This is a genomic window from Citrobacter sp. Cpo040, assembly GCF_030332915.1.
GTDB classification, from domain to species: domain Bacteria; phylum Pseudomonadota; class Gammaproteobacteria; order Enterobacterales; family Enterobacteriaceae; genus Citrobacter; species Citrobacter portucalensis.
Genome location: NZ_JAOWGX010000035.1, coordinates 377342 through 401929 on the forward strand (window position 1 = coordinate 377342; position 24588 = coordinate 401929).

General features: G+C 52.3%; 25 protein-coding genes and 1 other annotated feature. Of the genes, 10 read left to right on the forward strand and 15 right to left on the reverse strand.

Annotated elements, in window-relative coordinates:
* Positions 1–57: 57 nt before the first annotated feature.
* Positions 58–843 carry a DeoR family transcriptional regulator gene (locus OGX86_RS14725; protein ID WP_003827122.1) on the forward strand — a complete coding sequence of 262 codons (786 nt, stop codon included), beginning with the start codon at positions 58–60 and terminating at the stop codon, positions 841–843.
* A 1-nt stretch (position 844) separates the two neighbouring features.
* Here the strand turns inward: OGX86_RS14725 and ilvN are convergent, their stop codons facing one another.
* The 3 genes from ilvN to ivbL form a co-directional block, all read right to left on the reverse strand.
* Positions 845–1135 (reverse strand): acetolactate synthase small subunit, encoded by a 291-nt coding sequence (ilvN, locus tag OGX86_RS14730; RefSeq protein ID WP_003023914.1) that lies wholly within the window; start codon positions 1133–1135, stop codon positions 845–847.
* Between the two features lie 3 nt (positions 1136–1138).
* Complete coding sequence (gene ilvB / locus OGX86_RS14735) at positions 1139–2827, reverse strand: acetolactate synthase large subunit (RefSeq protein ID WP_286640240.1); 1689 nt, start codon at positions 2825–2827, stop codon at positions 1139–1141.
* A 107-nt stretch (positions 2828–2934) separates the two neighbouring features.
* Positions 2935–3033 carry an ilvB operon leader peptide IvbL gene (ivbL, locus tag OGX86_RS14740; RefSeq protein ID WP_003827118.1) on the reverse strand — a complete coding sequence of 33 codons (99 nt, stop codon included), beginning with the start codon at positions 3031–3033 and terminating at the stop codon, positions 2935–2937.
* Between the two features lie 522 nt (positions 3034–3555).
* Between ivbL and tisB the strand changes: the two genes are divergently transcribed.
* From tisB to emrD, 3 genes are all read left to right on the forward strand, one after another.
* Positions 3556–3645 (forward strand): type I toxin-antitoxin system toxin TisB, encoded by a 90-nt coding sequence (gene tisB, locus OGX86_RS14745; RefSeq protein WP_003023909.1) that lies wholly within the window; start codon positions 3556–3558, stop codon positions 3643–3645.
* Between the two features lie 123 nt (positions 3646–3768).
* Positions 3769–4602, forward strand: coding sequence for an EamA family transporter (locus OGX86_RS14750; protein WP_286640241.1), 834 nt, complete (start codon positions 3769–3771; stop codon positions 4600–4602).
* A gap of 191 nt (positions 4603–4793) precedes the next feature.
* Complete coding sequence (emrD, locus tag OGX86_RS14755) at positions 4794–5978, forward strand: multidrug efflux MFS transporter EmrD (protein WP_048227356.1); 1185 nt, start codon at positions 4794–4796, stop codon at positions 5976–5978.
* Here the strand turns inward: emrD and OGX86_RS14760 are convergent.
* Positions 5905–6987 (reverse strand): cellulase family glycosylhydrolase, encoded by a 1083-nt coding sequence (locus OGX86_RS14760; RefSeq protein WP_048227380.1) that lies wholly within the window; start codon positions 6985–6987, stop codon positions 5905–5907. The genes emrD and OGX86_RS14760 overlap by 74 nt on opposite strands.
* 78 nt (positions 6988–7065) lie before the next feature.
* Positions 7066–7992, reverse strand: a complete 927-nt coding sequence (gene dsdC, locus OGX86_RS14765; RefSeq protein ID WP_286640242.1) for a DNA-binding transcriptional regulator DsdC — start codon at positions 7990–7992, stop codon at positions 7066–7068.
* Positions 7993–8221: 229 nt separating this feature from the next.
* Between dsdC and dsdX the strand changes: the two genes are divergently transcribed.
* Both dsdX and dsdA read left to right on the forward strand, forming a co-directional pair.
* Entirely contained in the window at positions 8222–9559 is a 1338-nt protein-coding gene (dsdX, locus tag OGX86_RS14770; protein ID WP_048227357.1) for a D-serine transporter DsdX, read from the forward strand.
* A gap of 16 nt (positions 9560–9575) precedes the next feature.
* On the forward strand, positions 9576–10898 hold the full coding sequence (gene dsdA, locus OGX86_RS14775) for a D-serine ammonia-lyase (RefSeq protein WP_286640243.1): 1323 nt from the start codon (positions 9576–9578) through the stop codon (positions 10896–10898).
* Positions 10899–10910: 12 nt separating this feature from the next.
* Here the strand turns inward: dsdA and OGX86_RS14780 are convergent, their stop codons facing one another.
* From OGX86_RS14780 to OGX86_RS14800, 5 genes are all read right to left on the reverse strand, one after another.
* Positions 10911–12023, reverse strand: coding sequence for an anaerobic sulfatase maturase (locus OGX86_RS14780; protein WP_167493765.1), 1113 nt, complete (start codon positions 12021–12023; stop codon positions 10911–10913).
* Positions 12020–12382, reverse strand: a complete 363-nt coding sequence (locus OGX86_RS14785) for a DUF202 domain-containing protein (RefSeq protein WP_043018797.1) — start codon at positions 12380–12382, stop codon at positions 12020–12022. The genes OGX86_RS14780 and OGX86_RS14785 overlap by 4 nt, the downstream gene beginning before the upstream one ends.
* Positions 12372–12719: a YidH family protein gene (locus OGX86_RS14790; RefSeq protein WP_006687714.1), complete on the reverse strand. Its 348-nt coding sequence runs from the start codon at positions 12717–12719 to the stop codon at positions 12372–12374. The genes OGX86_RS14785 and OGX86_RS14790 overlap by 11 nt, the downstream gene beginning before the upstream one ends.
* 98 nt (positions 12720–12817) lie before the next feature.
* Positions 12818–14311: a sulfatase-like hydrolase/transferase gene (locus OGX86_RS14795; protein ID WP_286640244.1), complete on the reverse strand. Its 1494-nt coding sequence runs from the start codon at positions 14309–14311 to the stop codon at positions 12818–12820.
* On the reverse strand, positions 14308–16023 hold the full coding sequence (locus OGX86_RS14800; RefSeq protein ID WP_286640245.1) for a solute:sodium symporter family transporter: 1716 nt from the start codon (positions 16021–16023) through the stop codon (positions 14308–14310). Before OGX86_RS14800 ends, OGX86_RS14795 begins: the two co-directional genes overlap by 4 nt.
* 166 nt (positions 16024–16189) lie before the next feature.
* Between OGX86_RS14800 and OGX86_RS14805 the strand changes: the two genes are divergently transcribed.
* Positions 16190–17053: a helix-turn-helix transcriptional regulator gene (locus tag OGX86_RS14805; RefSeq protein ID WP_048227363.1), complete on the forward strand. Its 864-nt coding sequence runs from the start codon at positions 16190–16192 to the stop codon at positions 17051–17053.
* Positions 17054–17102: 49 nt separating this feature from the next.
* On the opposite strand, the gene OGX86_RS14810 is transcribed toward OGX86_RS14805, so the two are convergent.
* The 3 genes from OGX86_RS14810 to ibpA all read right to left on the reverse strand — a co-directional run bounded on the left by OGX86_RS14810 (position 17103) and on the right by ibpA (position 19823).
* Entirely contained in the window at positions 17103–18764 is a 1662-nt protein-coding gene (locus OGX86_RS14810; RefSeq protein WP_048227364.1) for a putative transporter, read from the reverse strand.
* Positions 18765–18888: 124 nt separating this feature from the next.
* A complete protein-coding gene (gene ibpB, locus OGX86_RS14815; protein WP_003827096.1) occupies positions 18889–19317 on the reverse strand; it encodes a small heat shock chaperone IbpB in 429 nt (142 codons plus the stop codon).
* Positions 19318–19409: 92 nt separating this feature from the next.
* Positions 19410–19823: a small heat shock chaperone IbpA gene (gene ibpA / locus OGX86_RS14820; protein ID WP_003023882.1), complete on the reverse strand. Its 414-nt coding sequence runs from the start codon at positions 19821–19823 to the stop codon at positions 19410–19412.
* Positions 19817–19889: a sequence feature (ROSE (Repression Of Heat Shock gene Expression) occurs in the 5'-region of heat shock genes and acts as an RNA thermometer to modulate expression.), on the reverse strand. Its footprint overlaps the gene before it by 7 nt.
* Positions 19890–20127: 238 nt before the next feature.
* Between ibpA and OGX86_RS14825 the strand changes: the two genes are divergently transcribed.
* On the forward strand, positions 20128–20460 hold the full coding sequence (locus tag OGX86_RS14825) for a YceK/YidQ family lipoprotein (protein ID WP_003023879.1): 333 nt from the start codon (positions 20128–20130) through the stop codon (positions 20458–20460).
* 1 nt (position 20461) lies between these two features.
* Here OGX86_RS14825 and OGX86_RS14830 read toward each other — a convergent pair whose 3' ends face one another.
* Positions 20462–21688, reverse strand: a complete 1227-nt coding sequence (locus tag OGX86_RS14830) for a YidR family protein (RefSeq protein ID WP_136391321.1) — start codon at positions 21686–21688, stop codon at positions 20462–20464.
* A 99-nt stretch (positions 21689–21787) separates the two neighbouring features.
* Here OGX86_RS14830 and cbrA point away from each other — a divergent pair, with 99 nt between their 5' ends.
* Both cbrA and OGX86_RS14840 read left to right on the forward strand, forming a co-directional pair.
* The gene (gene cbrA, locus OGX86_RS14835) at positions 21788–22933 is read left to right on the forward strand and encodes a colicin M resistance lipid reductase CbrA (protein ID WP_032945448.1); all 1146 of its coding nucleotides are present in this window, start codon (positions 21788–21790) and stop codon (positions 22931–22933) included.
* 82 nt (positions 22934–23015) lie between these two features.
* A complete protein-coding gene (locus OGX86_RS14840) occupies positions 23016–23585 on the forward strand; it encodes a YidX family protein (protein WP_053069302.1) in 570 nt (189 codons plus the stop codon).
* A gap of 44 nt (positions 23586–23629) precedes the next feature.
* Here the strand turns inward: OGX86_RS14840 and yidA are convergent, their stop codons facing one another.
* Positions 23630–24442: a sugar-phosphatase gene (gene yidA, locus OGX86_RS14845; RefSeq protein WP_003827086.1), complete on the reverse strand. Its 813-nt coding sequence runs from the start codon at positions 24440–24442 to the stop codon at positions 23630–23632.
* Positions 24443–24588 lie beyond the last annotated feature (146 nt).

A 24588-nucleotide genomic window follows, 5' to 3' on the forward strand; every position in this document is an offset into this window, starting at 1 on the left:
TCAGAAACACAAAAATGTTACTGAAGGAACATGGGAACATGATTCGTGGAGAAGCACATGGAAACTAAGCAAAAAGAACGTATTCGACGTCTGATGGAATTGTTGAAGAAGACCGACCGAATCCATCTGAAAGAGGCGGCACGAATGCTGGAAGTTTCCGTGATGACTATTCGTCGGGATCTCAGTCAGGATGACGAACCGTTACCACTCACGCTGCTCGGTGGTTACATTGTGATGGTGAACAAACCTGCTGCCATCGTTAACGCGCCACTCCCCGCGCAAAAACAGTATCACCGCGACGATTTACCGGTTGCCATTCTGGCTGCGGGACTGGTGAGTGAAAATGATCTGGTCTTTTTTGATAATGGTGCGGAAATGCCGTTGGTGGTCAGCATGATCCCGGACGATATTTCCTTTACCGGGATTTGCTACTCGCACCGGGTGTTCGTAGCGCTAAATGAAAAGCCCAACGCCACAGCGATTCTTTGCGGGGGGACCTACCGGGCGAAAAGTGACGCCTTTTACGACACCAGCAATCCCTCCCCGCTGGATGCACTCAACCCACGGAAAGTCTTTATCTCCGCCAGCGGAGTCCATGAGCATTTCGGCGTTAGCTGGTTCAATCCGGACGATCTGGCCACAAAACGCAAAGCGATGGAACGCGGATTACGCAAAATTCTGCTGACGCGCCACGCCCTGTTCGATGAGGTCGCCCCCGCCAGCATTGGTCCACTCTCCACCTTTGACGTACTGATAAGCGACCGTCCGTTACCGGCAGATTACGCAACCCACTGCCGGAACGGCTCTGTCAAAGTGATCACCCCGGATTCAGACGGCGATTAACTCACTCAAAGAACACGGTAATTTTGTTAAACATCGACGGATCGGACTGGTTGCGGGCCACTTTTACCACATCTTCCAGCTTGTCGATCTGGCTTATCATCTGCTCAAGACGTTGATCGTCGTTGACCAGTAGCCAGATGCGGCTCTTATCGCTGTCCTGAATCGGTAGACAGAGAATGCCTTCCACGTTGAACGCGCGGCGGGCGAACAGCCCGCAAACGTGAGTCATTACGCCCGGATGGTTGCGTACGGTGAGTTCCAGGATTACGTTGTCATGAGTCTGCTGTTGCATGGCTTATTCCCCCACCATTTCTGTGTTTGCCGCACCCGGCGGCACCATCGGGTACACTTTTTGTTCGGCATCGATGCGCACGTGAATCAGCGCAGGCCCAGGACGATTAATAATCTCCTGCAACGCTGCCTGTGGGTCCGCTTCGTTATTCAGATCGCAGGTTTCGAGACCAAACCCGGCGGCTATCTGCATAAAGTTAATCATCCCTGGATAGGTCGCGGCAAAAACACCCTGCTTATAGAACAGACTCTGCTGCTGATACACCAGACCCAACGCTTCGTTATTCATCAGGATGATTTTAATATCCAGCTGATTTTCGCTGGCTGTCGCCATTTCCTGAATATTCATCATCAGGCTGCCGTCGCCGGAGAAGCACAGCACTTTCTTGTCTGGATTGGCCAGCGCCGCGCCAATTGCCGCTGGCAGGCCAAAGCCCATAGTTCCCAGACCGCCGGAGGTCAGCCACTGACGCGGACGGTTCAGCGGATAAGCCTGTGCCGCCCACATCTGATGCTGGCCTACGTCGGTGGTGATAATGGCGCTATCGTCTACGCAGGCAGCCACGGCGTTGATCAATCCATAGTGGCTGAGCGGGTCGCTTTCCTGCGGAATAGTGCAAGGGAATTCACGTTGTAAATCGGCCACCGTCTGATGCCACGACTCTCGCGGCTGCGCGTCAATTAATGGGATCAATTGTGCCAGAACCTCATCGACATCCGCCTGAATCGCCACGTGCGGTTGTTTGATTTTACCCAGCTCCGCGCGGTCGATATCCACGTGAATGATTTTGGCGTTCGGGCAGAACTGCTCCGTTTTACCAATCGCCCGGTCATCAAAACGTGCGCCCAGAACAATCAATAAATCCGCTTCTTGCAGAATAAAGTTAGTGCTACGCGCGCCGTGCATGCCCAGCATGCCTAACGACAGCGGATGCGCTTTCGGCAACATACCGAGCGCCATTAAGGTCATAGTGGTGGGCAGCATCGCTTTTTCCGCCAGTTCACGTACGCGCTCAGGTGCGTTAATCACGCCGCCGCCGAGGTACAGCACCGGACGCTGTGCGGCGTTAATCATGGCTGCGGCATCGCGAATGCTGTCCTGGCTGAACGCTGGCGCCGCCATTTTCTGCGCAGGCTCCGGCATCTCTTCAATGTCAAAAACGGCGGTTTGAATATCCTTAGGAATGTCTATCCACACCGGGCCTGGACGTCCGGACTGCGCAATGCGGAACGCATCGCTCATGACCTGCGGTAATTCACTGATATGGCGGACCAGATAGTTGTGCTTAGTGATGGGGATAGAGATGCCGTAGGTGTCGACTTCCTGGAAGGCGTCGGTGCCTATCATTGAAGCCGGAACCTGCCCGGTGATACACACCAGCGGGATGGAATCCAGACGCGCATCAGCAATGGCGGTCACCAGATTGGTTGCGCCCGGTCCGCTGCAGGCCATACAGACGGCGGGTTTGCCATCGGTTCTCGCCATTCCCTGCGCGATAAACCCTGCTCCTTGTTCGTGGCGCGCCAGGATATGACGGATTTGCGTGCTTTGACTTAAGGCGTCATAGACGGGAAGAATCGATCCGCCGGGAATACCGGTAACAACCTGAATTCCCTGGCGTTCCAGGAAATGAACGATGAATTCTGCGCCCGTCAAACGCGTACGCTTGGATGTTATGCCCGAACTTGCCATGCTCCAGTCCTTTTATTCTGGGCCTTTGCTCCGGGCAGGTCTCTGAAACGAAAAACCCCGCCCGGTTTGCGCCGGCGGGGTTTTGGAATCGTGTGTTGATTCGGACCCTACGGCGCATTGCCGACGACCACCACCACACGCACGACGACCGCTGCGCGAGATGGCGCAGTTTTTAGTAGGGTCGCAGTCAGCATGGAAGGGTTCATTAGGGACCTGTCTGTTTGTTGATTAACTGGATTTATACAAACACAGGTTTTTCAGCGTGACAATGGAAAAATTTTCATCTGCATAAAAATGCGTCAACGATCACATTTCGTTGTGCATTGCTGAAAAACAAAAAACCCCGCCGGAGCGAGGTTTTTTTCAGTGCTGTGCGGTTGGTAGCCGCCGAACACACTGTGTTATGTCAACGAAAAAAGTATACGCGTTCTGCGAAGAACACGCAATTTCGGCACGAATTTTGATGGTTTTGAGTATGGAACATGAATAGCGTAACGTCCATAAAATACTGTTAATTTATACAGTATTTATCTATAATGTCTCGGTACGCAATGTGTTATGCGGGGGCCGCATCGTAAACCGGCGCATCAAAGTCCTGGCTGAAACGGGTGGTGCCGTCAGCGCCTTAACCCCCGTGTGAGCACACTGTGTTATGTCAACAAAGGTGCTGGCAACAGGCAGCGGCGAGGTACGTCAGCACCGTGCTCCTTGTACCAAAAGGAGAGCGTATGAGCCTCGTGGATATCGCTATTCTTATCCTCAAACTCATTGTTGCAGCACTGCAACTACTTGATGCTGTTCTGAAATACGTTAAGTAATTCGGATTCAAGTCGCACCTAAGGGGGGCGGGTAACACTCCGCTCCCCTTTCACCTTCTCCCTGGTGCTTGTGTCGCGCCAATATGTTACGTTTTTATGACATTCTCAGGGAAGAATTCCACCATGACGCTTTCTGTTTTCTGCATTTTGCTGTTCGCCGCGCTGCTGCATGCCAGCTGGAATGCCATTGTTAAAGCTGGAAACGATAAACTGTACTCAGCGATCGGTGTCAGCGGTTCTGCTGCAATTATGGCATTAATTTTCTTACCCTTTGCGCCGCAACCTTCCGCCGCCAGCCTGCCGTTTTTAGCCGTCTCAACTGCGTTGCAAATTGTATATACCGTCCTGGTCGCCAAAACCTATCAGGTTTCGGATATGAGCCAGACCTATCCGTTAATGCGCGGCACAGCGCCACTACTGGTCGCAATTATCAGCGTCCTGTTTCTTGGCGATAGCCTCTCTGTTCTAGCCTGGGTGGGGATTTCCACGATCTGTCTGGCGATCCTCGGCATGGCGTTTAACGGACGCAGCAGCTCGCAACGCGGGATCGTGCTGGCGCTCATTAACGCCTGCTTTATCGCCGGATATACGCTGGTTGATGGCACCGGCGTACGTTTATCTGAAACCGCGCTGGGTTATACGCTGTGGACCTTCTTTCTGAACGGTTCCTGCCTGCTGGGCTGGGCGATGATTGCCCGACGCCGGGAAGCGTCACGTTATCTGGTACAACAGTGGAAAAAAGGTATTCTTGGCGGGATTGGCACAATGGGTTCTTACGGTCTGGCGCTGTGGGCCATGACTCAGGCTCCGTTGGCGGTAGTCGCTGCGCTGCGTGAAACTTCCATCCTGTTTGGCGCGCTGCTCGCGTGGCTGCTACTGAAAGAGAAGGTTGCCGGAATACGTCTTGTTGCGGCTGGAGGCATTGCCATAGGCGCAGTTTTGCTACGCTTATCATGACCTCTGTAAACCCGATGCAATCCGGCAACATTTGTTGCCGCTTTTTGTTTACATTTCCTGCCGTTCATCGTTTAAACATTCCAGCCCACTATCTGGCCTTCTTTTTCTGTTGTGGTAGATTCCACGCGCATTTACGGGAAAGCTCAGCACCTTATTCTTATTTTTTCACTTTTTGAAAAGTAATCAGCGAAATGAAAAGGCATAGAAGCGTCAATTTGTTGTTGATGTTGGTATTACTGGTGGCGGTAGGTCAGATGGCGCAAACCATTTATATCCCCGCGATTGCTGATATGGCGCGTGAACTGAACGTTCGCGAAGGGGCGGTGCAAAGCGTGATGGCCGCCTATCTATTGACCTACGGCCTGTCACAACTGATTTACGGCCCACTTTCCGATCGCGTTGGCCGCCGCCCGGTGATCCTCGCTGGGATGTCCATTTTTATGCTGGCTACGCTGGTCGCCATAACCACCCACAGCCTGACGGTACTGATTATCGCCAGCGCAATACAGGGGATGGGAACGGGCGTCGGCGGTGTGATGGCGCGAACCTTACCGCGCGATCTGTACGAAGGCTCGCAGTTACGCCATGCGAACAGCCTGTTAAACATGGGGATTCTTGTCAGCCCGCTGCTGGCTCCGCTTATTGGCGGTATGTTGGATACCCTGTGGAACTGGCGCGCGTGCTACATCTTCCTGTTGGTTCTGTGCGCAGGCGTCACGTTTAGCATGGCGCGCTGGATGCCGGAAACGCGCCCCGCAGGTGCACCGCGCCCACGACTTATCGCCAGCTACAAAACCCTGTTTGGCAACAGCTCTTTCACCTGTTACGTGCTGATGCTGATCGGCGGTCTGGCGGGCGTTGCGGTCTTCGAAGCCTGCTCCGGGGTGTTGTTAGGTGCGCGACTCGGCTTAAGCAGCATGGTAGTCAGCATCCTGTTTATTTTGCCCATCCCGGCGGCGTTTTTCGGCGCCTGGTTCGCCGGTCGCCCGAACAAGCGTTTCTCGACGCTGATGTGGCAGTCGGTTATCTGCTGTCTGGTCGCCGGTTTGATGATGTGGATCCCAGGCCTGTTTGACGTGATGAACGTCTGGACGCTGCTGGTTCCCGCCGCACTGTTTTTCTTCGGTGCCGGGATGCTGTTTCCGCTGGCAACCAGCGGCGCAATGGAGCCTTTCCCGTTCCTGGCCGGTACTGCTGGCGCGCTGGTTGGCGGATTACAGAACATTGGTTCCGGCGTGCTGGCGTGGTTCTCTGCCATGCTGCCGCAGACCGGGCAAGCCAGTCTGGGCCTGCTGATGACCCTTATGGGGCTGTTGATTTTTGTTTGCTGGCTCCCGCTGGCGTCACGCGTGTCGCATCAGGGACAGGCGGTTTAAGCGTATGATGGCCCGGCTTCTCGCCGGGCTTTTCGCACTCAGGGGCAATCATGGTATTTAATAACGGCTCGAGCGCCGGGCGCCATGCCCCTTCCTCACCATCATAGAACTGCGTATCCGCATTGATAGCATAGGGAATTTTCGCTTTCTTCAGCTCGCAAGCCATAAAGCGGGCAAACGCCATTTGCGAGGCAGAAGGCGCGTTCCTGATGGTTTCTCCCGCCGACCAGCCACCTACCCAGCTGACATGACCGGTTTTCTGCTGCCAGTGAATAGCGGTATTGATTCGGGCGCGAATGGCGGCCTTTTCTGACGCAGTCCCAGAGGTCCACGGGTATTTGCCGTTATTTTTCAGCGGTCCCCACGGGAAAATATGCCATTGGGCCAGCACGGTATTCTGACTTTGCGGCGGCAACTTTAGGTTGACCAAATCTTCCGGAGCGGCATGCAGTCGCGGCGCGATAAAAATCATTCGCTGTGGATCGATGGCATGGATGGTACGGATAGTTTTGTCATACACCCGATTGAGCGACGCCTGATTATGGGTGAGCTTATCAGAGGGTTCGTATATCAGGTCGAAACCCAGCAACGGCGAGCTTTGGCCAAAGTAATGCGCCACCGCCACCCACCAGTTAACCACCTCTTTTTCGTTACTTACACTGGGGTCTTTTTTATACTCATCAGCCTGATAGGCGATTATCGGGATCACGCCATACTGTTCGCAGGCTTCCACCAGCTTGCGCAGATGTATAAGCCGCGCCTCCGTAGGCTCTCCCGCCACGCGAATGCGCACATGGGTCAACCCTTTCGCCTTATAATCCCGCACCACCAGCGGATCGAATTCACGGATGCCCCGATCGGTACGCGCCCAATCTACGTTCATCCCAACCCCAAGCTGCTGCACATACTGCGCCGCCGTCAACACAGGTTGCGCGGCACACACGGTGGCGCTGGCCAACAGTAAAAGGGAAACAATCGGCTTTAACACGGTCGTCCTTACGCAAATCATCAGGAGTGATATCACGTATTTAGCACGCTTTTTCACTTTCCGTGTAGAGCGAAAGCGTAAAAAACATTCGCGACCCGCTTATTTAACCTGCTCCTGTAGCCAGCCAATAAACGCCTCGATTTTCGGCCACTGCCTGCCGGGCAGCGTGGTGATGTAGTAATGCTGATGACATTTCAGCGCCATATCGCCAAAAGGCGCAATCAATTCTCCGCTGTCGAGGCGTTTTTGCACCAGCCGTTTTCGGCCCATCGCCACGCCGATATGGTTCATTGCCGCAATCACTGCTAAATCAGAACGATCAAAACCAATCCCCGACGATGTCGGCAAATTCGCCGCAAAATGCTGCGCCCAACTGTGCCACTCATCGGTCCCGGAATCGTTACTCCACGCCTGTCTGTCGTGCAGCAACGTACAGTGCGGCAAATTCACCAGCGAGCCAGTGAGACCATAACGAGAGGCATAGTCCGGGCTGCAAACCGGCAGGATCTCTTCATCCATCAGAAAATGATGCGTGAGCTGCGCGGAGGGTGCATCGTCAAAATAGATGGCGAGATCGATACCCGCACGCTGCAGATTGACGTTGTCGTTCCCGGTCAGCATGGTCAGCGAAATTGACGGGTAGCGACGGGTAAAATCGCCGAGCGCCGGAACCAGCCAGCACTGGGCGATAGAAGGCCGTGAGTATACGGTGAGCGTCCCCGAGAGCTCCTGATTCTTAATATCAAGAATCTCCTGGTTGAGCGTGTCCAGCGACGACTTCAGCGCCCAAAATACCCGTTTGCCCTCGTGAGTGAGTTCCACTTTGCGATGAGAACGAACAAATAATTGGATGCCAAGCTCATCTTCAAGCTGATTTATACGATGGCTGACGGCGCTGGGGCTCAATGACAGCTCGTCTGCCGCCAGCGCAAACGACTGATGCCGGGCCGCCACTTCAAACGTATACAGCTTTGACAACTGCCAGCCATTAAGCAGCCGGTTTCTGACTTCGCGTAGGGGATCCATTCTCACCTCCTGTCCTCCTGATTCGTGCGCTGGAGTGTAAAAAAGTTCGCTGCAAAAATCAGCATAAAGGTGATTCAGAGTGAACCATATCGCATAAACCAAGCGCAATTAGACATAAATCACTCATTTGATGCAATCTGGCTCATGTGAAGGGGGATTTATATCGTTTGTCAGACCCTGCCTTATTTTTGTCCAATACCCCTATATTAATCACAGGGCAAGGTGAGTTATGCACTCTCAAATCTGGGTTGTGAGCACGCTGCTGATAAGCATCGTGTTAATCGTTTTGACCATCGTGAAGTTCAAATTCCACCCGTTTCTGGCGCTGCTGTTAGCCAGCTTCTTCGTGGGTACGATGATGGGCATGGGGCCGTTGGATATGGTCAATGCCATTGAGAGTGGCATCGGCGGTACGCTGGGCTTCCTCGCCGCGGTTATCGGCCTTGGGACCATTCTGGGCAAAATGATGGAAGTGTCCGGTGCAGCCGAACGCATTGGCCTGACGCTGCAGCGCTGCCGCTGGCTTTCCGCCGACGTCATTATGGTGCTGGTCGGGCTGATTTGTGGGATCACGCTGTTTGTGGAAGTCGGCGTGGTGCTGTTGATTCCGCTGGCTTTTTCGATTGCCAAGAAAACCAATACTTCATTACTGAAGCTGGCGATTCCACTGTGTACGGCGCTGATGGCAGTGCACTGCGTGGTACCACCGCATCCGGCCGCCCTGTTCGTGGCGAACAAGCTGGGCGCGGACATTGGCACCGTGATTGTCTACGGCTTACTGGTCGGCTTGATGGCTTCGCTTATCGGCGGCCCGCTGTATCTGAAATTCCTCGGTAACCGTCTGCCGTTTAAACCGGTTCCGGCTGAGTTTTCTGACCTCAAAGTGCGTGACGAAAGTACGCTACCGTCGCTGGGCGCTACGCTGTTTACCGTTCTGCTGCCGATTGGCCTGATGCTGGTAAAAACCGTCGCTGAGCTGAACATGGCGAAAGGCAGCACGGTATATACGCTGCTGGAGTTTATTGGTAACCCGATCACCGCGATGTTTATTGCCGTTTTCGTGGCCTATTACATTCTCGGCCTGCGTCAGCACATCGGTATGGGTGCATTGCTGACCCACACTGAAAATGGTTTTGGCTCGATTGCTAACATTTTGCTGATTATCGGCGCAGGCGGCGCATTCAACGCTATCCTCAAGAGCAGTGGGCTGGCGGATACCCTCGCGCTGATCCTCTCGAACATGCATATGCACCCGATTCTGCTGGCGTGGCTGGTGGCGTTAATCCTGCACGCTGCAGTGGGCTCTGCCACGGTGGCGATGATGGGCGCGACGGCAATCGTGGCACCGATGCTGCCGCTCTATCCCAACGTCAGCCCGGAGATCATCGCCATTGCTATCGGTTCTGGCGCTATTGGCTGCACGATCGTCACCGATTCCCTCTTCTGGCTGGTGAAGCAATACTGCGGTGCCACCCTGAATGAAACGTTTAAATACTATACGACCGCGACATTTATCGCGTCCGTGATTGCACTGGCTTGCACATTCCTGCTTTCCTTTATTATCTAGCGCAAAGAGACTAACTATGGAAAACATTCAAACACTTATCGCCAAGTATCCTTTAGTGGAAGATCTGGTTGCTCTCAAGGAGACAACCTGGTTTAACCCTGGCACCACCTCTCTTGCGGAAGGTTTACCGTATGTTGGCCTGACTGAACACGATGTTCAGGATGCCCACGCCCGTCTGACGCGTTTCGCGCCGTACCTGGCAAAGGCATTCCCGGAAACTGCAGCCACCGGCGGCATTATTGAATCTGAGCTGGCCGCGATTCCGGCCATGCAAAAGCGGCTGGAGAAAGAGTACGGGCAGCGCATCAATGGCGAAATTCTGCTGAAGAAAGACAGTCACCTGCCAATTTCTGGCTCGATTAAAGCCCGTGGTGGTATTTATGAAGTATTGACCCACGCGGAAAAACTGGCGCTGGAAGCCGGTCTGCTGACCACACAAGACGATTACAGCGTTCTGCTTTCGCCTGAGTTCAAACAGTTCTTTAGCCAGTACAGCATCGCGGTAGGCTCCACCGGTAACCTCGGCATGTCTATCGGTATAATGAGCGCCCGTATCGGCTTTAAGGTAACAGTGCATATGTCTGCCGACGCCCGCGCATGGAAAAAAGCCAAACTGCGCAGCCACGGTGTGACGGTCGTGGAGTATGAAGAAGATTACGGCGTGGCGGTTGAACAGGGCCGTAAGGCGGCGGAGTCCGATCCAAACTGCTTCTTTATCGATGATGAAAACTCGCGCACGCTGTTTTTAGGCTATGCGGTGGCCGGACAGCGCTTAAAGGCGCAGTTTGCCCAGCAGGGGCGCGTGGTGGATGCAGACCATCCACTGTTTGTTTACCTGCCATGCGGCGTCGGCGGTGGCCCTGGCGGCGTGGCGTTTGGCCTGAAGCTGGCGTTTGGCGACAACGTGCACTGCTTCTTCGCAGAACCAACCCATTCACCGTGCATGCTACTGGGGATTTATACCGGACTGCACGATACGATTTCCGTGCAGGATATTGGCATCGACAACCTGACGGCGGCTGATGGGCTGGCTGTCGGCCGTGCGTCTGGCTTTGTTGGCCGGGCAATGGAACGTCTGCTCGACGGTCTGTACACCCTGGACGATCAGACTATGTACGACATGCTGGTCTGGCTGGCGCAGGAAGAAGGTATTCGCCTCGAACCGTCAGCGCTGGCAGGGATGGCCGGTCCGCAACACGTTTGCGCCTCTGCTGACTATCAGCACATGCACGGCTTCAGCGCGGATCAGCTCAATAACGCCACCCACCTGGTGTGGGCGACCGGCGGTGGAATGGTCCCGGAAGATGAAATGGCGCAGTATCTGGCCAAAGGACGTTAAATACCGCTGAGCTTAACGCAGCATCGCCATCAGCTCCATCGGTGAGCGATGCTGCTTAAGCAGGTCACGCATCACGCGCATATGCGGCGCGGTGTGGTTGAAGAAAGCGCTGTACCCGCCGCAAATCGCACTCTTTCCACTGCTGTCGCGATGCTTTGGACAATCACCATGGCAAAAGCGTAACAGCGAACACGCCTGACATTCCGCACTCAGCGTGGTCTTCTTGGACTGACCAAATTCCGTTGCCTGCGGGCTGGCATTGAGCTCACTCAGCGACGTGTGATGAATATTACCCAGGCGAAAATCAGGGTAGACATAGTGATCGCACTGATACAGATCGCCATTCGCTTCCAGGGCAAACGCATGCCCGCAAGTGGAGCTCAGAGAACACATCTGCGCCGGGTGCCCGCACCATACGCCCAGGGTTGAATCAAATAACTGGACGAATACGCGGCCAATATCTTCTCTGACCCAGATATCAAAGACGGAATTCAGGAAGGTTCCCCACGCCCGTGGCGGTACGGATTCAGCGGTAAGCTCGCCTTTTTCATCATATTCAACCAGCGGAATGAACTGCAAAAAGGGCGTGCCAAGCTGGCGAAGGTAGCGATACATCTGCCCGGGCCGCTGACTGTTCAGAGAGTTCACCACCACCAGCAGATTGAATTCCACCTGATGCTCACGCAGCCTGGCAATGGCGTCCACCACCTTATGGTGAGTCGGTTTTCCGCTGCGGTTAACGCGATACGCATCGTGCAACTCGGCGGGGCCATCCAGGGAAATCCCAACCAGCCAGCCGTTTTCACGTAAAAACTGACACCATTCGTCGTTGAGCAAAATCCCGTTGGTCTGGAAAGCATTATGGATTTGCTTCCCTTGCCCGTATTGTTTTTGCAAGGTCACTACGCGGCGAAAAAAGTCGATACCACAAAGGGTTGGCTCCCCGCCCTGCCAGGCGAACATCACTTCAGACCCTGGCTGCGCGGCAATATGCTGGCGAATAAACGTCTCTAAGGTGGCATCATCCATTTCGGGTTGCGTGGGTTTATCAATGTAAAAACAGTAACGACAATCAAGGTTACAACGAGAGCTGGCCGGCTTGGCCATGACCTGACATCCTGTCATGCTAAATTCCCGATAAATGCAATAAGTTGGCGAACATGCGTTACAGCAAACAGTATTGCGAGGGATAACACCGCGAGGGAGATCATAAATTTGTCACGCACCGCGCGAGATTCAGAAAAATCACTATGCGTAACGTCCATCAGGGTACGACTGCGGGTATAGCGCCAAAGTACGATCGCCACCATGGCCAGCACCACAATTGAAACCCAAAACAGAAAGCCCGCCTGATGCCAGTTGTGCTTCAGCGCCAGCGCCATTAGCGCGCCATAGCCCAGCAGGGTACGAAACCAGGCCAGCGATGTTCGTTCCGGTTGCAACCCCGGGTCGGCGATACGTCGCGACTTACGGCTATCCGGCATACAGTACAAGTCCCATGACAATCACCGCGACGCTCATCAAAATCAGGCTGATGATTAACAGGCTATGGGTATACGGCAAATCCTCTTTCAGACGCATTGCCCTCTCATTACGCAGCCAACGCAGGTAACCATAAATCGCCAGGCCACCGGCAAACAGACACAGTAACAGCGCCAAAAGCTCACGAATTACCGGCGTGGCGAAATCCGGAGCCAGTTGGTCGAGACCAACGCCCGCCGCCAGAAATCCCAACGCGGTACGGATCCACGCCAGAAAGGTACGTTCATTTGCCAGCGAGAAGCGATAATCCGGGGCTTCTCCAAGGCGGGAAATCTTCATCCAAACTCCTCTGACTGTCATTGCCGGATGTCGGCTGGCGCCTTATCCGGCCTACAGGTAAGTGCAAATGTGGGTATTTGCGTCAGATGGCATTGTAGTCAGAACTTCTGCTTTTTCTCCTCCACTTTTACGCCCTGGGTTGGTAAACCGGTGTCGTAATCACGCACCACCGGAGAATAGCCGTCTTGCGGGCGTGGGCGGAAAGCGCCCATCCAGCGCGGTACGGCGTCTGGACGCCAGGGACGCAAACTCCACTGATAGGTGCGGAACGGATCGCGGATTTTTTCCATATAGTCCAGCAACGCGTCGTGCATCTGGCAGCGAACGTCGGTCAATTGTGGTGAATCTACCAGGTTGTGTAGCTCATCGGGATCGTTTCGTCTGTCGTAAAGCTCATCGCTGGTAAACAGGTTCAGCACCAGCTTCCAGTCGTCCGTCACCCAGCAGCGTACCGGGATAAATCCGCCAAAACTGTCATGTTCAATCTCATAACGGTTGAACTCCACCATCACACCGCGTGGCTTTTCAATGTTAAGAATGTTTTCACCCGGCAGGATTTGTGGCTTCTCAATACCCGCCAGCGCCATCATCGTCGGCAGCAGATCGATGTGACTGACCGGCGTGTCTACCTGCATAGGTTCTCCCTGCGGCGGGCGCATGATCAGCGGAATTCGCGTGATGTCGTCATACATTGCCGCCCCCTTACTGATGAGCTTATGCGCCCCCATCATCTCACCATGATCGGAGGTATAAATGACCCAGGTATTCTCCTGCTGTTCTGGCGTTAAGGCATCAATCACCCGGCCAATTTGATCGTCAACAAAATCGTTGCAGGCAAAATAGAGCGGGTGGTGATAACGTCCGTCATCCCCCACTGGAGATGGCATCGCTTGCGACCACAGGCGATGATGCTCAGGCTTATCACACAAGGTATCCTGCGCTTTTGCGCCCAGATCGTAGTAAAAATCCTGATATTTCTGCAGATACTCCACCGGACAGGTAAACGGGTGATGCGGCTCGTCATAGGAAACCACCATCAGGAAGGGTTCGTCATCACGCGCTGGCTGATGGAGGAAATCGACCGCCCGGTTGCTGATACGATGCGCCCAGGTGAAGGTTTCGTCGATATTGTTGACCAGCAAATCCTCCACGCTGTTCAGGCCGTTACGCCACAAACCGATCTCTTTTTCCGTCAGTTCCGCGAGGTAATTAGCCCCGTCATACCAGTAGTCGGCATCCCACTCGGGTGGACACTCGCCGGTACCAAAGTAATCATGCCCGTCGAGATGCCACTTGCCGATGTAGCAGGTGTGGTAGCCCGCATCCTTGAAGTAGCGCCCCATGGTGGAAATGTTTTTCCCCGGTGCGACGTTATTGGTCCACGGGCCGGACTGGTTGGCATAAATACCGGTAAACAGCCCCGCGCGGGCCGGGGTGCATACCGGTGAACAGGTATAAGCGGAATTGAAGCGAATGCCTTCCGCCGCCAGGCTATCGATATTATTGGTATTCAGTGGCTTACCACTGTAGCAGCCGACCATATTGGTCGCCTGAGTGTCGGTCATAATGAACAGAAAATTAGGGCGGGTCATGCTTTATCCTTAGCGTCAGAGACACATTGTGCAGTAGAGATACGGCGCGACTGCCAACTGCTGTAAATCAAATACACCATCACTGCCGCCGTAATTGAGTAGCAGAGAATCGTCAGCCATTGAGTGTTGTACCCTCCAAACTGCGCCAGTCCGGCATAGACGCCGAGCATCGCGGTCAGGATACCGACAGAGGCAAATTTGGCGTTTTTCCACGGCTTCATGTCTACCGCGAAAGCATCATGGAATTTAAACGGCGTGGCACGCGGCTTGATAACACCGATAACCAGCATGACCACCACGTTAATGCAGAAGGTACAGGCCAGAACGTAAAGGAAGTGAAAGTCGAACTTCACCAGATAGTTAATGGTGATGTAGCTAACGATACCGAGCCCCATGGCGACTTTCGCTGCCAGCGCAGGGATGCGCGGGAAAAAGAATCCCATGATGATGATGGTCACCAACGGCACGTTATAAATACCGTTGAGCTGTTTCATCCAGCTATAGAGTCCTTCCGGCGCATTAGCGATCCACGGCGCTACCAGTACGGAAATTACCGCAATAAAGAATCCGAACTTACGCCCAACCCGAACCAGCTGTTCCGGCTGGGCGTGTTGATTAATAATTCGTCGGTATATGCCCATGCTAAATAAAGTACTGGCGCTGTTTAAAAATCCATTGAACGTACTGATTACCGCACCGAATAAAACGGCACCGAAAAAACCCACCAAAGGGACAGGTAGTACGTTATTTACCAGCGTCGGATATGCCATATCCGCCTTCGGCAGATCCTGGTACAGATGAAAAGCAATTAAACCCGGTAATACCAGCACCAGCGGATCGAGCATTTTCAATACCGCTGTGAGCAATGCCCCTTTCTGCCCTTCGGCAAGACTTTTGGAAGCCAGCGTACGTTGCACGATGCCCTGATTGGTACACCAGTAGAAGGTATTCACCAGAATCAAACCGGTAAAGGCCGCACCAATCGGCAGCGGATCGTTGACCCCGCCAATCGAGTTTAATTTCTCCGCATGCACGGTGGTCAGTTGCTCAACACCTTGTAAAAAACTGCCTTTTCCCATCGCAATCAGGCCAAATACAGGGACCATCAATCCACCAATCACCAGCCCTATACCATTGATGGAATCAGCCACCGCCATCGCACGTAATCCGCCGATCACCGCATAAATAATCCCGGCAAGGCCCAGCAAAATAACCAGCAACCAGATTGCTGCCCCCTGAGAAATATTCAGTGATTCACCGATGTGAAAAAGGCTGTTTAGCGCCAGCGCCCCTGAATAAAGCACAATCGGCAAGAAGCAGACGCCAGTGGCAATAAGAAAGCAAAAGTCGATAATGATCCGCGTGGTTTTATCGTAACGTTCTTCCAGAAAATCAGGGATCGTAGCGATACCACGTTGCAGATAGCGAGGCAGAAAGATCAGCGCCAGAAAGATAAGCGTCACCGCAGAGGTGACTTCCCAGCCCATGACCGACATTCCGCTTTTGTAAGCCTGACCGGACAGACCAACCAACTGTTCGGTGGAAAGGTTAGTTAACATCAATGACGCGGCAATCACCGGCGCTTTCAATGAACGCCCGGCAAGAAAATAACCTTGTTGCGATCCGGTATCCGCCTTACGTACTTTCCACCAGGTGATTACCGCCACCAGCAGCGTAAAACCCACAAAGCTTAGAATTTGTAGCGTATTCATCTCATAGCCCTTTTTATCATTATGTCCCGGCAGCGGTAGGGAAATTCGGAGGTATTACGCACCGGGTCAGGCAGTCAGATTTCTTAAAATAAAAACGTCATATCCCTGAACAGATTTTTTCTGTTAAGTTCAGGTTGTGGGCATAATTCTCCGTCGGGAAATTAAAATGAATGGAAAGATGCAAAGTTCGCATGTAAAAAACGAAACTACGTACAATATTCCCCTGTTGATTAACGAAAATGTGATCTCTAGCGGAATTTCATTGATTTCGCTGTGGCATACCTATGCCGACGAACATTACCGGGTTATTTGGCCGCGCGATAAGAAAAAGCCACTGATAGCTAATTCATGGGTTGCTGTCTATACCGTCCAGGGCTGTGGGAAAATTCTACTCAAAGGTGGCGAACACATTACCCTCACCGGAAACTGTATAATTTTTTTAAAACCAACAGACATCCAGTCTTATCATTGTGAAGGATTAGTATGGGAACAATACTGGATGGAGTTCACGCCAACCAGCATAATGGATATTCCGCTACGCCAACAAAGTATTATTTATAATGGTGATATTTATAATCAGGAGCTGATCGAAGTCTCGCGATTAATTACATCTTCAGACTCAATGGAAAATAATCTGGCAGTCGCCTTTCTCACGAAAATAATTTATCAATGGATTTGTCTTATTTATGCCGAAGGTAAAAAAGACCCACAGCGAATACAGATTGAAAAACTGATTGCCACTCTGCATGCCAGCCTGCAAATGCGATGGAGCGTGGCAGATATGGCGGCCACCATCCCCTGTAGCGAGGCGTGGCTACGTCGTCTGTTTTTACGTTACACCGGTAAAACGCCGAAGGAATATTATCTCGATGCCCGGCTGGAACTGGCGCTTTCACTATTAAAGCAGGAAGGAAATACGGTCGGACAGGTGGCGGATATGCTTAATTTTTTTGACTCGTTTCATTTCAGCAAAGCCTTTAAACACAAGTTTGGCTATGCGCCCTCGGCAGTGCTCAAACATGAGAAGTAAAATACCGTCTTATCCGGCCTACAGAAGATGCAGGCCGGATAAGTCAGTTTTAACCTAATCCCCAGAAGAGTACCGCCAGCAGTTGCGGGGTAATAATCCTCAAGAACATGACCAGCGGATAAACGGTAGCGTAGGAGAGCGCTGCCGCCCCGCTGGTGGCATGCAGGTTGTTAGCAAACGCCAAAGCCGGGGGATCGGTCATTGAGCCAGCCAACATGCCACACAGAGTCAGATAGTTCATTTTGGCGAAGATCCGCGCCAGCAAACCCACGGTAATTAACGGTATTGCAGTGATGAAAATGCCGTAGCCCACCCAGCTCAGGCCATCGCCCTGCGTCAGGGTATCGACAAAATCGCCACCTGACTTCAGGCCAACTACCGCGAGAAACAGCACAATACCCAACTCTCGTAACGCCAGGTTAGCGCTGGGAGGCATAAACCAGTACAGCTTACCGATGCTACCAATACGTCCCAGAATCAAGGCCATAATCAGCGGGCCACCGGCCAACCCCAGTTTCAACGCCACCGGGAACCCCGGGATGAACAGCGGGATTGAACCCAGTAGAACCCCCAGCCCGATACCGATAAATACCGGCAGCATCTGCACCTGCTGCAGTTTTTGCTGCGCGTTACCCACAACATTGGCGACGGCATCAATGGACGCGGGACGCCCCACCAGATTGAGGATATCCCCGAATTGCAGGCTGGCGTCACTGCTGGCTACCAGCTCAACACCCGCACGGTTCAGGCGGGAAATCACCACGTCGTAACGCTCTTTGAAATGCAGGTCGCGGATTCGTTTACCCAGTACCTGTTCGTTGGTCACCACCACGCGTTCGACGCGTAAATCGGTACCTCGCGTGGACAGCGATGTGTCTACCTCCTGCCCAATCACCACCTGCGCGTTATGCAGGTCAGCAGGCTGCCCGACCAGGTGTAGCAGGTCGCCCATCTGGATAACCGTCCCTGGCGACGGCACCATCAATGTCTCGTCACGTTTCAAACGCGAGCAGATGATTTTGTCGCTGTTCAGAATCGGGACATCTTGAATCGCCATATTGTTGATGTTTGGGTTTTCCACACGGATGTTCATCGTCTGAATCAGTGCGTGCCCGTTGGTCAGCGTGGATTCATGCTGCTGGGCTTCAGCATCGACGTTAACGCGGAAAATAAGGCGCATCAGCCACATGGTCAGTAAAATTCCGCAGATGCCGAAAGGATAAGCCATGGCATAGCTCATCCCCATCTGGTCAACCACGTCGCCAGGCGTACCTAAATCGCGCAGAATTTGCTGCCCCGCACCTAACGCCGGGGTATTGGTGACCGCTCCAGAGAATATTCCCAGCACCACAGGGAGAGGAATGGCAAAAATCTTATGCAGGATCGCGGTGACCAGGCCACCCATGATGACAATCAGCACAGCAAACAGATTCAGCCGCAGGCCCGAAACGCGCAGAGAAGCAAAAAAGCCCGGCCCCACCTGAATACCAATGGTGTAGACGAAAAGAATCAGGCCAAATTCCTGAATAAAATGCAGCATGTCGCCGCTCAGGGTCATCCCTGCCTGATCGACAAAATGCCCGACGATAATACCGCCGAACAGCACGCCTCCAATGCCAAAACCCACGCCACGTATTTTTATGTTGCCGATCCATAACCCGACAACTGCCACTAATGCCAGAACGCTGACCGTCAATGCTATATCACTCATATCCTGTTCCCTGTGAATAACATCATTAAGTAAATGGATTCTCGCAGAGTACAGTCGCAATGTATGGGTGGTAAAGCACAAAAAAAGCCCCGTCATTTCTGGCGGGGCAAAGGCATGGAGCTATTTAACTATCTAATGCAGGACGTTCGCTGATGGCGATACGTTGTGGAGCAATGGTTTCAGGTTCATTCCGGGTCAAATCAATATGCAGCAAGCCGTTAGTGAAGCTTGCGCCGGAGACCTCCATATTTTCAGCCAGCGTAAAGCTCAGGCTGAACGGCTGAGTGACCAGCCCCTGATGCAACCATTTGGTCTCTTTTTCCGGCTGCTGCGGCGTACCTTTCACGGTCAGGCGCGTACCTTCCAGTTGAATATCCAGATCTTCCTGGCGGAAACCGGCTAACGCAAGGGTAATGCGGTAGTGGTTATCATCGCTCTTTTCGATGTTATAAGGCGGGAAGCTCTGGCTTTCACCGGTGTTTTGCAAGGCATTGGCCAGTTTGTCAAAACCGATCCATTGACGCAGCAGTGGGGATAAATCGTAGTTACGCATAATAATCTCCTTCTAAGAAGCGAGTAGGTACCTTTCGGCTCCCTGACGGCAAGCCGATGACTTAGCAAGGCCGCCTGAAGCGGCCTACAAAATTAGTTGATTTCGATGCGGCGCGGTTTGTTCGCTTCAGGAATCACGCGCTCAAGATCGATATACAGCAGACCATTTACCAGGTTTGCGCCGCGAACATGAATGTTCTCCGCTAACTGGAACTTGCGTTCAAAGTTGCGCTCGGCAATACCCTGATACAGGTAAGTACGTTCTTTTTGATCGTCCGCATGGGCGCCTTTTACCACCAGCAGATTGTCCTGGGCAGTAATTTCCAGTTCGCTTTCAGCAAAACCGGCAACGGCAATTGCAATGCGGTAATGGTTTTCGTCTACCAGCTCAACGTTGTACGGAGGGTAGCCACCATTGCTCTGGCCCTGATTGTTTTCCAGCAGGTTAAACAGACGGTCAAAACCAATAGCAGAACGGTACAGCGGGGATAAATCAAAGTTACGCATAATCAATAGCTCCTGAAATCAGCGAGAATAATTGACCTTCCATCATGGACAGGTCAGGTAGCCAGGACACCCATCAGGCATGCCCTTCATTTGTCTACACTCTAAAAATGGGTCTTAATACAAACTTTTCAAGCGTATTCATCTGACTTTTTTTGCAGTTTGTTGTCTATTGCATACACTGGGGGGAGCAGTTGTTCTCGTTAAATCGCGATGGCCGCCACAGTGCGACGAAATGGTGATGTTATTTTCGCAACGGATCGCTTTAACTCACCATGCAAACACGATAAATACAGATGAATAAATGATGATTAAAAAAATGTTGGTAACACTGACGATGTGTAGTGGGATGGCGTTTGTAAGCGGCTGTTCCAGCATCATGTCGCATACAGGTGGCAAAGAAGGGACGTATCCTGGCACGCGAGCCAGTGCCACAATGATTAGCGAAAGTGATACGAACTGGGGAACCAAGTCGCTGGCGATTCTGGATATGCCTTTTACCGCGGTGCTCGATACGGTATTGCTACCTTGGGATCTCTTTCGCAAAGATAACTCGGTGAGATCCCGCGTAGAAAAGAGCGAGGAGAGAACCCAGGCCACGAACGCCGTTATTCCCCCGGCAGAAATGTCTGCTCCATAAATTAACGCCCGGTTTCAGTCACCCATAACTGGCGGAAACCCTCGACGTCTTCCATCCACGCAACCTGTCGACCATCAGGGGAGAAGACGATCGCATCGGCCGACGGCGGGTTATCATGACGTTCCGTTAAAAAATCAATCTCGCCCGTTTGAACATCACAACAGGCAATTCTGTTCTCCAGTACAAATCCCAGCCATTTCCCCGATGGGTGCCAGTTAAAGGCTGACTGAATATTCGTAACGCACTGGGTAAGCTGACGCGGCGCTCCACCCTGTGGGGAAATCAGCCATAGCTGTACAATACCGTTGTCATCACGCATTAAAAACGCAATCTCAGCTGCCTTTGGATTACTGCGTACCCAGTGGCGAGGCTGATTCACCAGCCCCGGGAAGGCGCGCTCATGGGTAAACGTCAGACGGCGTTGGCGGATACCGGATGGTGGCGCAGGCATGGTCATGTCAGTCCCCTCCAGAGGCGCGTCCCCCGGCTGTTTCCAGCCGCTTTCATCCTGTGGCAAATCAACAATAAACAGCTCTGGTACTTTCTCTCCAGTGGCTGATAGCGTATCACCGATAAACGCCAGCCTGTTTTCTCCAACCCAGCCCTCTTCATAGGCGCGGTTAATCTCATCGCTACCCGGTTTTGGCGTTGGTGTCGTCTGGCTCACCAGCACGCACCAATGGCTGCCACTGTATTCACGCGGATGCTGCGCGGAGACCTTCACCGGACCATACGGTGCAGCCACACCGACGTTGCGTAAATCGAGCGCCGGAGAGCGCTCATGCAGTACATGGTCGTTATAGGTGAAACTGACAAACTCACCGTGCGGGCTAAAGACATGCACATGACTCCCGCCGCGCAGCGCACCTGGCGTATAGGGCGCAGTAATATCCATTGCATCCAGATTCTCCACCCCAGCCTGCGTGACAATCACCCCACGACGATGATGGAAGTCGTAATGCCATGTTTCATCAGGATTTTCAGGCCCGTGAATGAAGACATATTTTTCCAACTTTGGATGAACGGTCACCACACCAACGTGCGATCCCTGAGTAGCCCGGTAAATCACCTCCAGCTCGCCAGTATGGATATTGACGCGCTCAATTGTTTCACCGGTAAAAGAGGCGCCGGAAGGGCGCACATCAAAGACCAGCCACTGGCTGTCCGGTGTCCAGGTATTGATATTGGTAATCTGATGATTACGCGGCGTAAAGGTGATTTGCTTCATGGGATGCCCTGATACAAGACGATTAAAACAATCATACTTCACAAGCACTTCACTTTCAGGCTTTAGCGTATCGCCATCTTCATTTTTGCGGACAGAAAGATGGAACATTTTGACGTAGCGATTATCGGTTTAGGTCCGGCAGGCGCAGCGCTGGCGCGACAGTTGAGCGGAAAAATGCGCGTGATTGCGTTGGATAAAAAACGCCAGTGCGGCAACGAAGGTTTCACTAAACCCTGCGGCGGTCTGCTGGCCCCGGACGCCCAGCGTTCGTTTATCCGCGACGGGATTACCTTACCCGTTGATGTTATCGCCAACCCGCAGATTTTTAGCGTTAAAACGGTTGATGTTGCCGCTTCTTTGACGCGTAACTACCAGCGCAGCTACATTAATATCAACCGCCATGCTTTTGATTTATGGCTTAAATCTCTCATCCCTGATGATGTGCAGGTGTATCACGACAGCCTGTGTCGGAAAATCTGGCGCGAGGGCGATAAATGGCATGTTATCTTCCGCGCCGACGGTTGGGAGCAGCAGATCACTGCACGTTATCTGGTGGGGGCAGACGGCGCGAATTCACTGGTGCGCCGTCATCTCTATCCACAGCACCAAATCCGTAAATATGTCGCTATTCAACAATGGTTTGCGGAAAAGCATCCCGTACCGTTCTATTCCTGTATTTTTGATAACGATGCAACTGACTGTTATTCCTGGAGTATCAGCAAAGATGGCTATTTTATCTTTGGTGGTGCCTACCCCATGAAGGACGGACAGGCACGCTTTGACGCGCTGAAAGAGAAGCTGGAAGCGTTCCATTTCCAGTTCGGCAAACCGGTGAAAAGTGAAAAATGTACGGTGCTATTCCCCTCACGCTGGAAAGACTTCGTCTGCGGCGAGGACAACGCATTTTTGATTGGTGAAGCGGCCGGTTTTATCAGCGCCAGCTCGCTGGAAGGGATTAGCTATGCGCTGGACAGCGCGGAGATCCTCAAATCGGTACTGCTGCGGGATACACCAGATATGAATCACGCTTACCGTAAAGCCACCCACAAGTTACGTCTCAAACTGTATGGCAAAATCCTGAAAAGCCGGGCCCTGACGTCAGCGTTTTCCCGTAAATGGATAATGCGCAGCGGCGTGGCGCATATTCCCTTGGCAAAATCTGAAAGTCACCCGCCAGCAAAAGCAAAGCGTGAGAAATCGCGTAGTATGGCTATGACATTATGGCGCGTTTTTTTAAGGGATTAAGTTGAACATAAAATATAGCTGGTTGGTAAAATCACTGGTCGTATCATCGCTTAGCGTTATGTTATCAGGGTGCCTGAGCTTTATGTGGCTCAAGGCAGGCGATCCACACACAACAATGGAAAAGTGGGAAACAGACACCGTTATTGGCTTATCGTCAGGTAAAGATAATGATGGTAATGAAGGCTATGTCTTTGTCGGTAAAACGTTTGATTATCTGATAACCAGTGGTGCCGAAAGCGTGGTGAAGTTGCTGCAAGATCCGCAAATCGACCGTCATAATTTACAGGCAGTTGATATCGCCAAATTCATCATCAGCGACAATAAAAAGGTGTTTAAAGGCGTATTAACGCTTAAATACACAGGGGAAACGCAGGACGTTAAACAAGTGCTTACGGGCTACGGTTTTGACTGCTCAGCGCAATACTGCACTAAAAATCTATCCAAACTGCAAGGGACAATCCATAAAAAAAGCACCAAACAGGATTACTCGCAGATGCTTACGTTTTATCATCCATTTACCGTTGGTTTTTACGAATATAAAACCTCACATATACCCGAATTCGTCACAAACGGACTGCTGCCCATTACTATCACTCTGGATGTCGTAACCTCTCCATTACAAATATTATTTTTTAATTATTATCACCAATAAATATTTAAATGGGCAAATGTAACAAGGCACTTGCCCATAATTTCTTAATTCAGCGCAAATTTCTCAATGGCATACGCGACGCCATCTTCAAGGTTGGATTTGGTCACGAAGTTGGCGATTTCTTTGACTGATGGAATAGCGTTGTCCATGGCAACGCCCACGCCTGCGTATTCAATCATCGCGATGTCGTTTTCCTGATCACCAATCGCCATCACCTCTTCGGCTTTAATGCCTAACGCATCGGCCAGCGATTTTACGCCAGTTCCTTTGTTGACGCGTTTATCGAGGATTTCGAGGAAATACGGCGCACTTTTCAGCACGGTGTACTTCTCTTTTACTTCCGCAGGTAGACGAGAGATAGCTTTATCGAGGATCTCCGGCTCGTCAATCATCATAACTTTCAGGAACTGGGTTGCGGGATCCATTTTCTCGGCTTCACAGAACACCAGCGGAATGGTCGCGACAAACGATTCGTGCACCGTGTAGTAGCTGATATCACGGTTCGCGGTATACAGCGTATTGCGATCGAGTGCGTGGAAATGTGAGCCAACTTCCCGGGAAAGCTGCTCCAGGTAACGATAATCATCATAGCTCAGCGCGGTTTGCGCCACGGTACTGCCATCCCCTGCTTTCTGCACCAGCGCACCGTTGTAGGTAATGCAGTAGTCACCGGGTTGTTCCATATGTAGTTCTTTCAGATAGCTGTGAACGCCGGCATACGGGCGTCCCGTGGTCAGCACCACATTCACGCCACGCGCGCGTGCCGCGGCAATCGCCGTTTTGACCGCTGGTGAAATGGTGTGATCGGGCAGCAGAAGTGTGCCATCCATGTCGATAGCAATAAGTTTTATAGCCATGAGTTCCCCGGATTAAATGAGTCCGTCCTCATGCTAACGCGATTCCGCTCAAAAAACAGCTACGAAAAGGGGGATAGAAAGGGGAATCGAGATTCCCCTTTTTTGTAGATTGGTTGTCATTTGTAGGCCTGATAAGCAACGCGCCA

Bases quoted from the DNA above. Each gene is read 5' to 3' on its own strand.
- OGX86_RS14725 (WP_003827122.1), top strand. From the start codon at position 58: ATGGAAACTAAGCAAAAAGAACGTATTCGACGTCTGATGGAATTGTTG.
- ilvN (WP_003023914.1), bottom strand. From the start codon at position 1,135: ATGCAACAGCAGACTCATGACAACGTAATCCTGGAACTCACCGTACGC.
- ilvB (WP_286640240.1), bottom strand. From the start codon at position 2,827: ATGGCAAGTTCGGGCATAACATCCAAGCGTACGCGTTTGACGGGCGCA.
- ivbL (WP_003827118.1), bottom strand. From the start codon at position 3,033: ATGAACCCTTCCATGCTGACTGCGACCCTACTAAAAACTGCGCCATCT.
- tisB (WP_003023909.1), top strand. From the start codon at position 3,556: ATGAGCCTCGTGGATATCGCTATTCTTATCCTCAAACTCATTGTTGCA.
- OGX86_RS14750 (WP_286640241.1), top strand. From the start codon at position 3,769: ATGACGCTTTCTGTTTTCTGCATTTTGCTGTTCGCCGCGCTGCTGCAT.
- emrD (WP_048227356.1), top strand. From the start codon at position 4,794: ATGAAAAGGCATAGAAGCGTCAATTTGTTGTTGATGTTGGTATTACTG.
- OGX86_RS14760 (WP_048227380.1), bottom strand. From the start codon at position 6,987: ATGATTTGCGTAAGGACGACCGTGTTAAAGCCGATTGTTTCCCTTTTA.
- dsdC (WP_286640242.1), bottom strand. From the start codon at position 7,992: ATGGATCCCCTACGCGAAGTCAGAAACCGGCTGCTTAATGGCTGGCAG.
- dsdX (WP_048227357.1), top strand. From the start codon at position 8,222: ATGCACTCTCAAATCTGGGTTGTGAGCACGCTGCTGATAAGCATCGTG.
- dsdA (WP_286640243.1), top strand. From the start codon at position 9,576: ATGGAAAACATTCAAACACTTATCGCCAAGTATCCTTTAGTGGAAGAT.
- OGX86_RS14780 (WP_167493765.1), bottom strand. From the start codon at position 12,023: ATGACAGGATGTCAGGTCATGGCCAAGCCGGCCAGCTCTCGTTGTAAC.
- OGX86_RS14785 (WP_043018797.1), bottom strand. From the start codon at position 12,382: ATGCCGGATAGCCGTAAGTCGCGACGTATCGCCGACCCGGGGTTGCAA.
- OGX86_RS14790 (WP_006687714.1), bottom strand. From the start codon at position 12,719: ATGAAGATTTCCCGCCTTGGAGAAGCCCCGGATTATCGCTTCTCGCTG.
- OGX86_RS14795 (WP_286640244.1), bottom strand. From the start codon at position 14,311: ATGACCCGCCCTAATTTTCTGTTCATTATGACCGACACTCAGGCGACC.
- OGX86_RS14800 (WP_286640245.1), bottom strand. From the start codon at position 16,023: ATGAATACGCTACAAATTCTAAGCTTTGTGGGTTTTACGCTGCTGGTG.
- OGX86_RS14805 (WP_048227363.1), top strand. From the start codon at position 16,190: ATGAATGGAAAGATGCAAAGTTCGCATGTAAAAAACGAAACTACGTAC.
- OGX86_RS14810 (WP_048227364.1), bottom strand. From the start codon at position 18,764: ATGAGTGATATAGCATTGACGGTCAGCGTTCTGGCATTAGTGGCAGTT.
- ibpB (WP_003827096.1), bottom strand. From the start codon at position 19,317: ATGCGTAACTACGATTTATCCCCACTGCTGCGTCAATGGATCGGTTTT.
- ibpA (WP_003023882.1), bottom strand. From the start codon at position 19,823: ATGCGTAACTTTGATTTATCCCCGCTGTACCGTTCTGCTATTGGTTTT.
- OGX86_RS14825 (WP_003023879.1), top strand. From the start codon at position 20,128: ATGATTAAAAAAATGTTGGTAACACTGACGATGTGTAGTGGGATGGCG.
- OGX86_RS14830 (WP_136391321.1), bottom strand. From the start codon at position 21,688: ATGAAGCAAATCACCTTTACGCCGCGTAATCATCAGATTACCAATATC.
- cbrA (WP_032945448.1), top strand. From the start codon at position 21,788: ATGGAACATTTTGACGTAGCGATTATCGGTTTAGGTCCGGCAGGCGCA.
- OGX86_RS14840 (WP_053069302.1), top strand. From the start codon at position 23,016: ATGTGGCTCAAGGCAGGCGATCCACACACAACAATGGAAAAGTGGGAA.
- yidA (WP_003827086.1), bottom strand. From the start codon at position 24,442: ATGGCTATAAAACTTATTGCTATCGACATGGATGGCACACTTCTGCTG.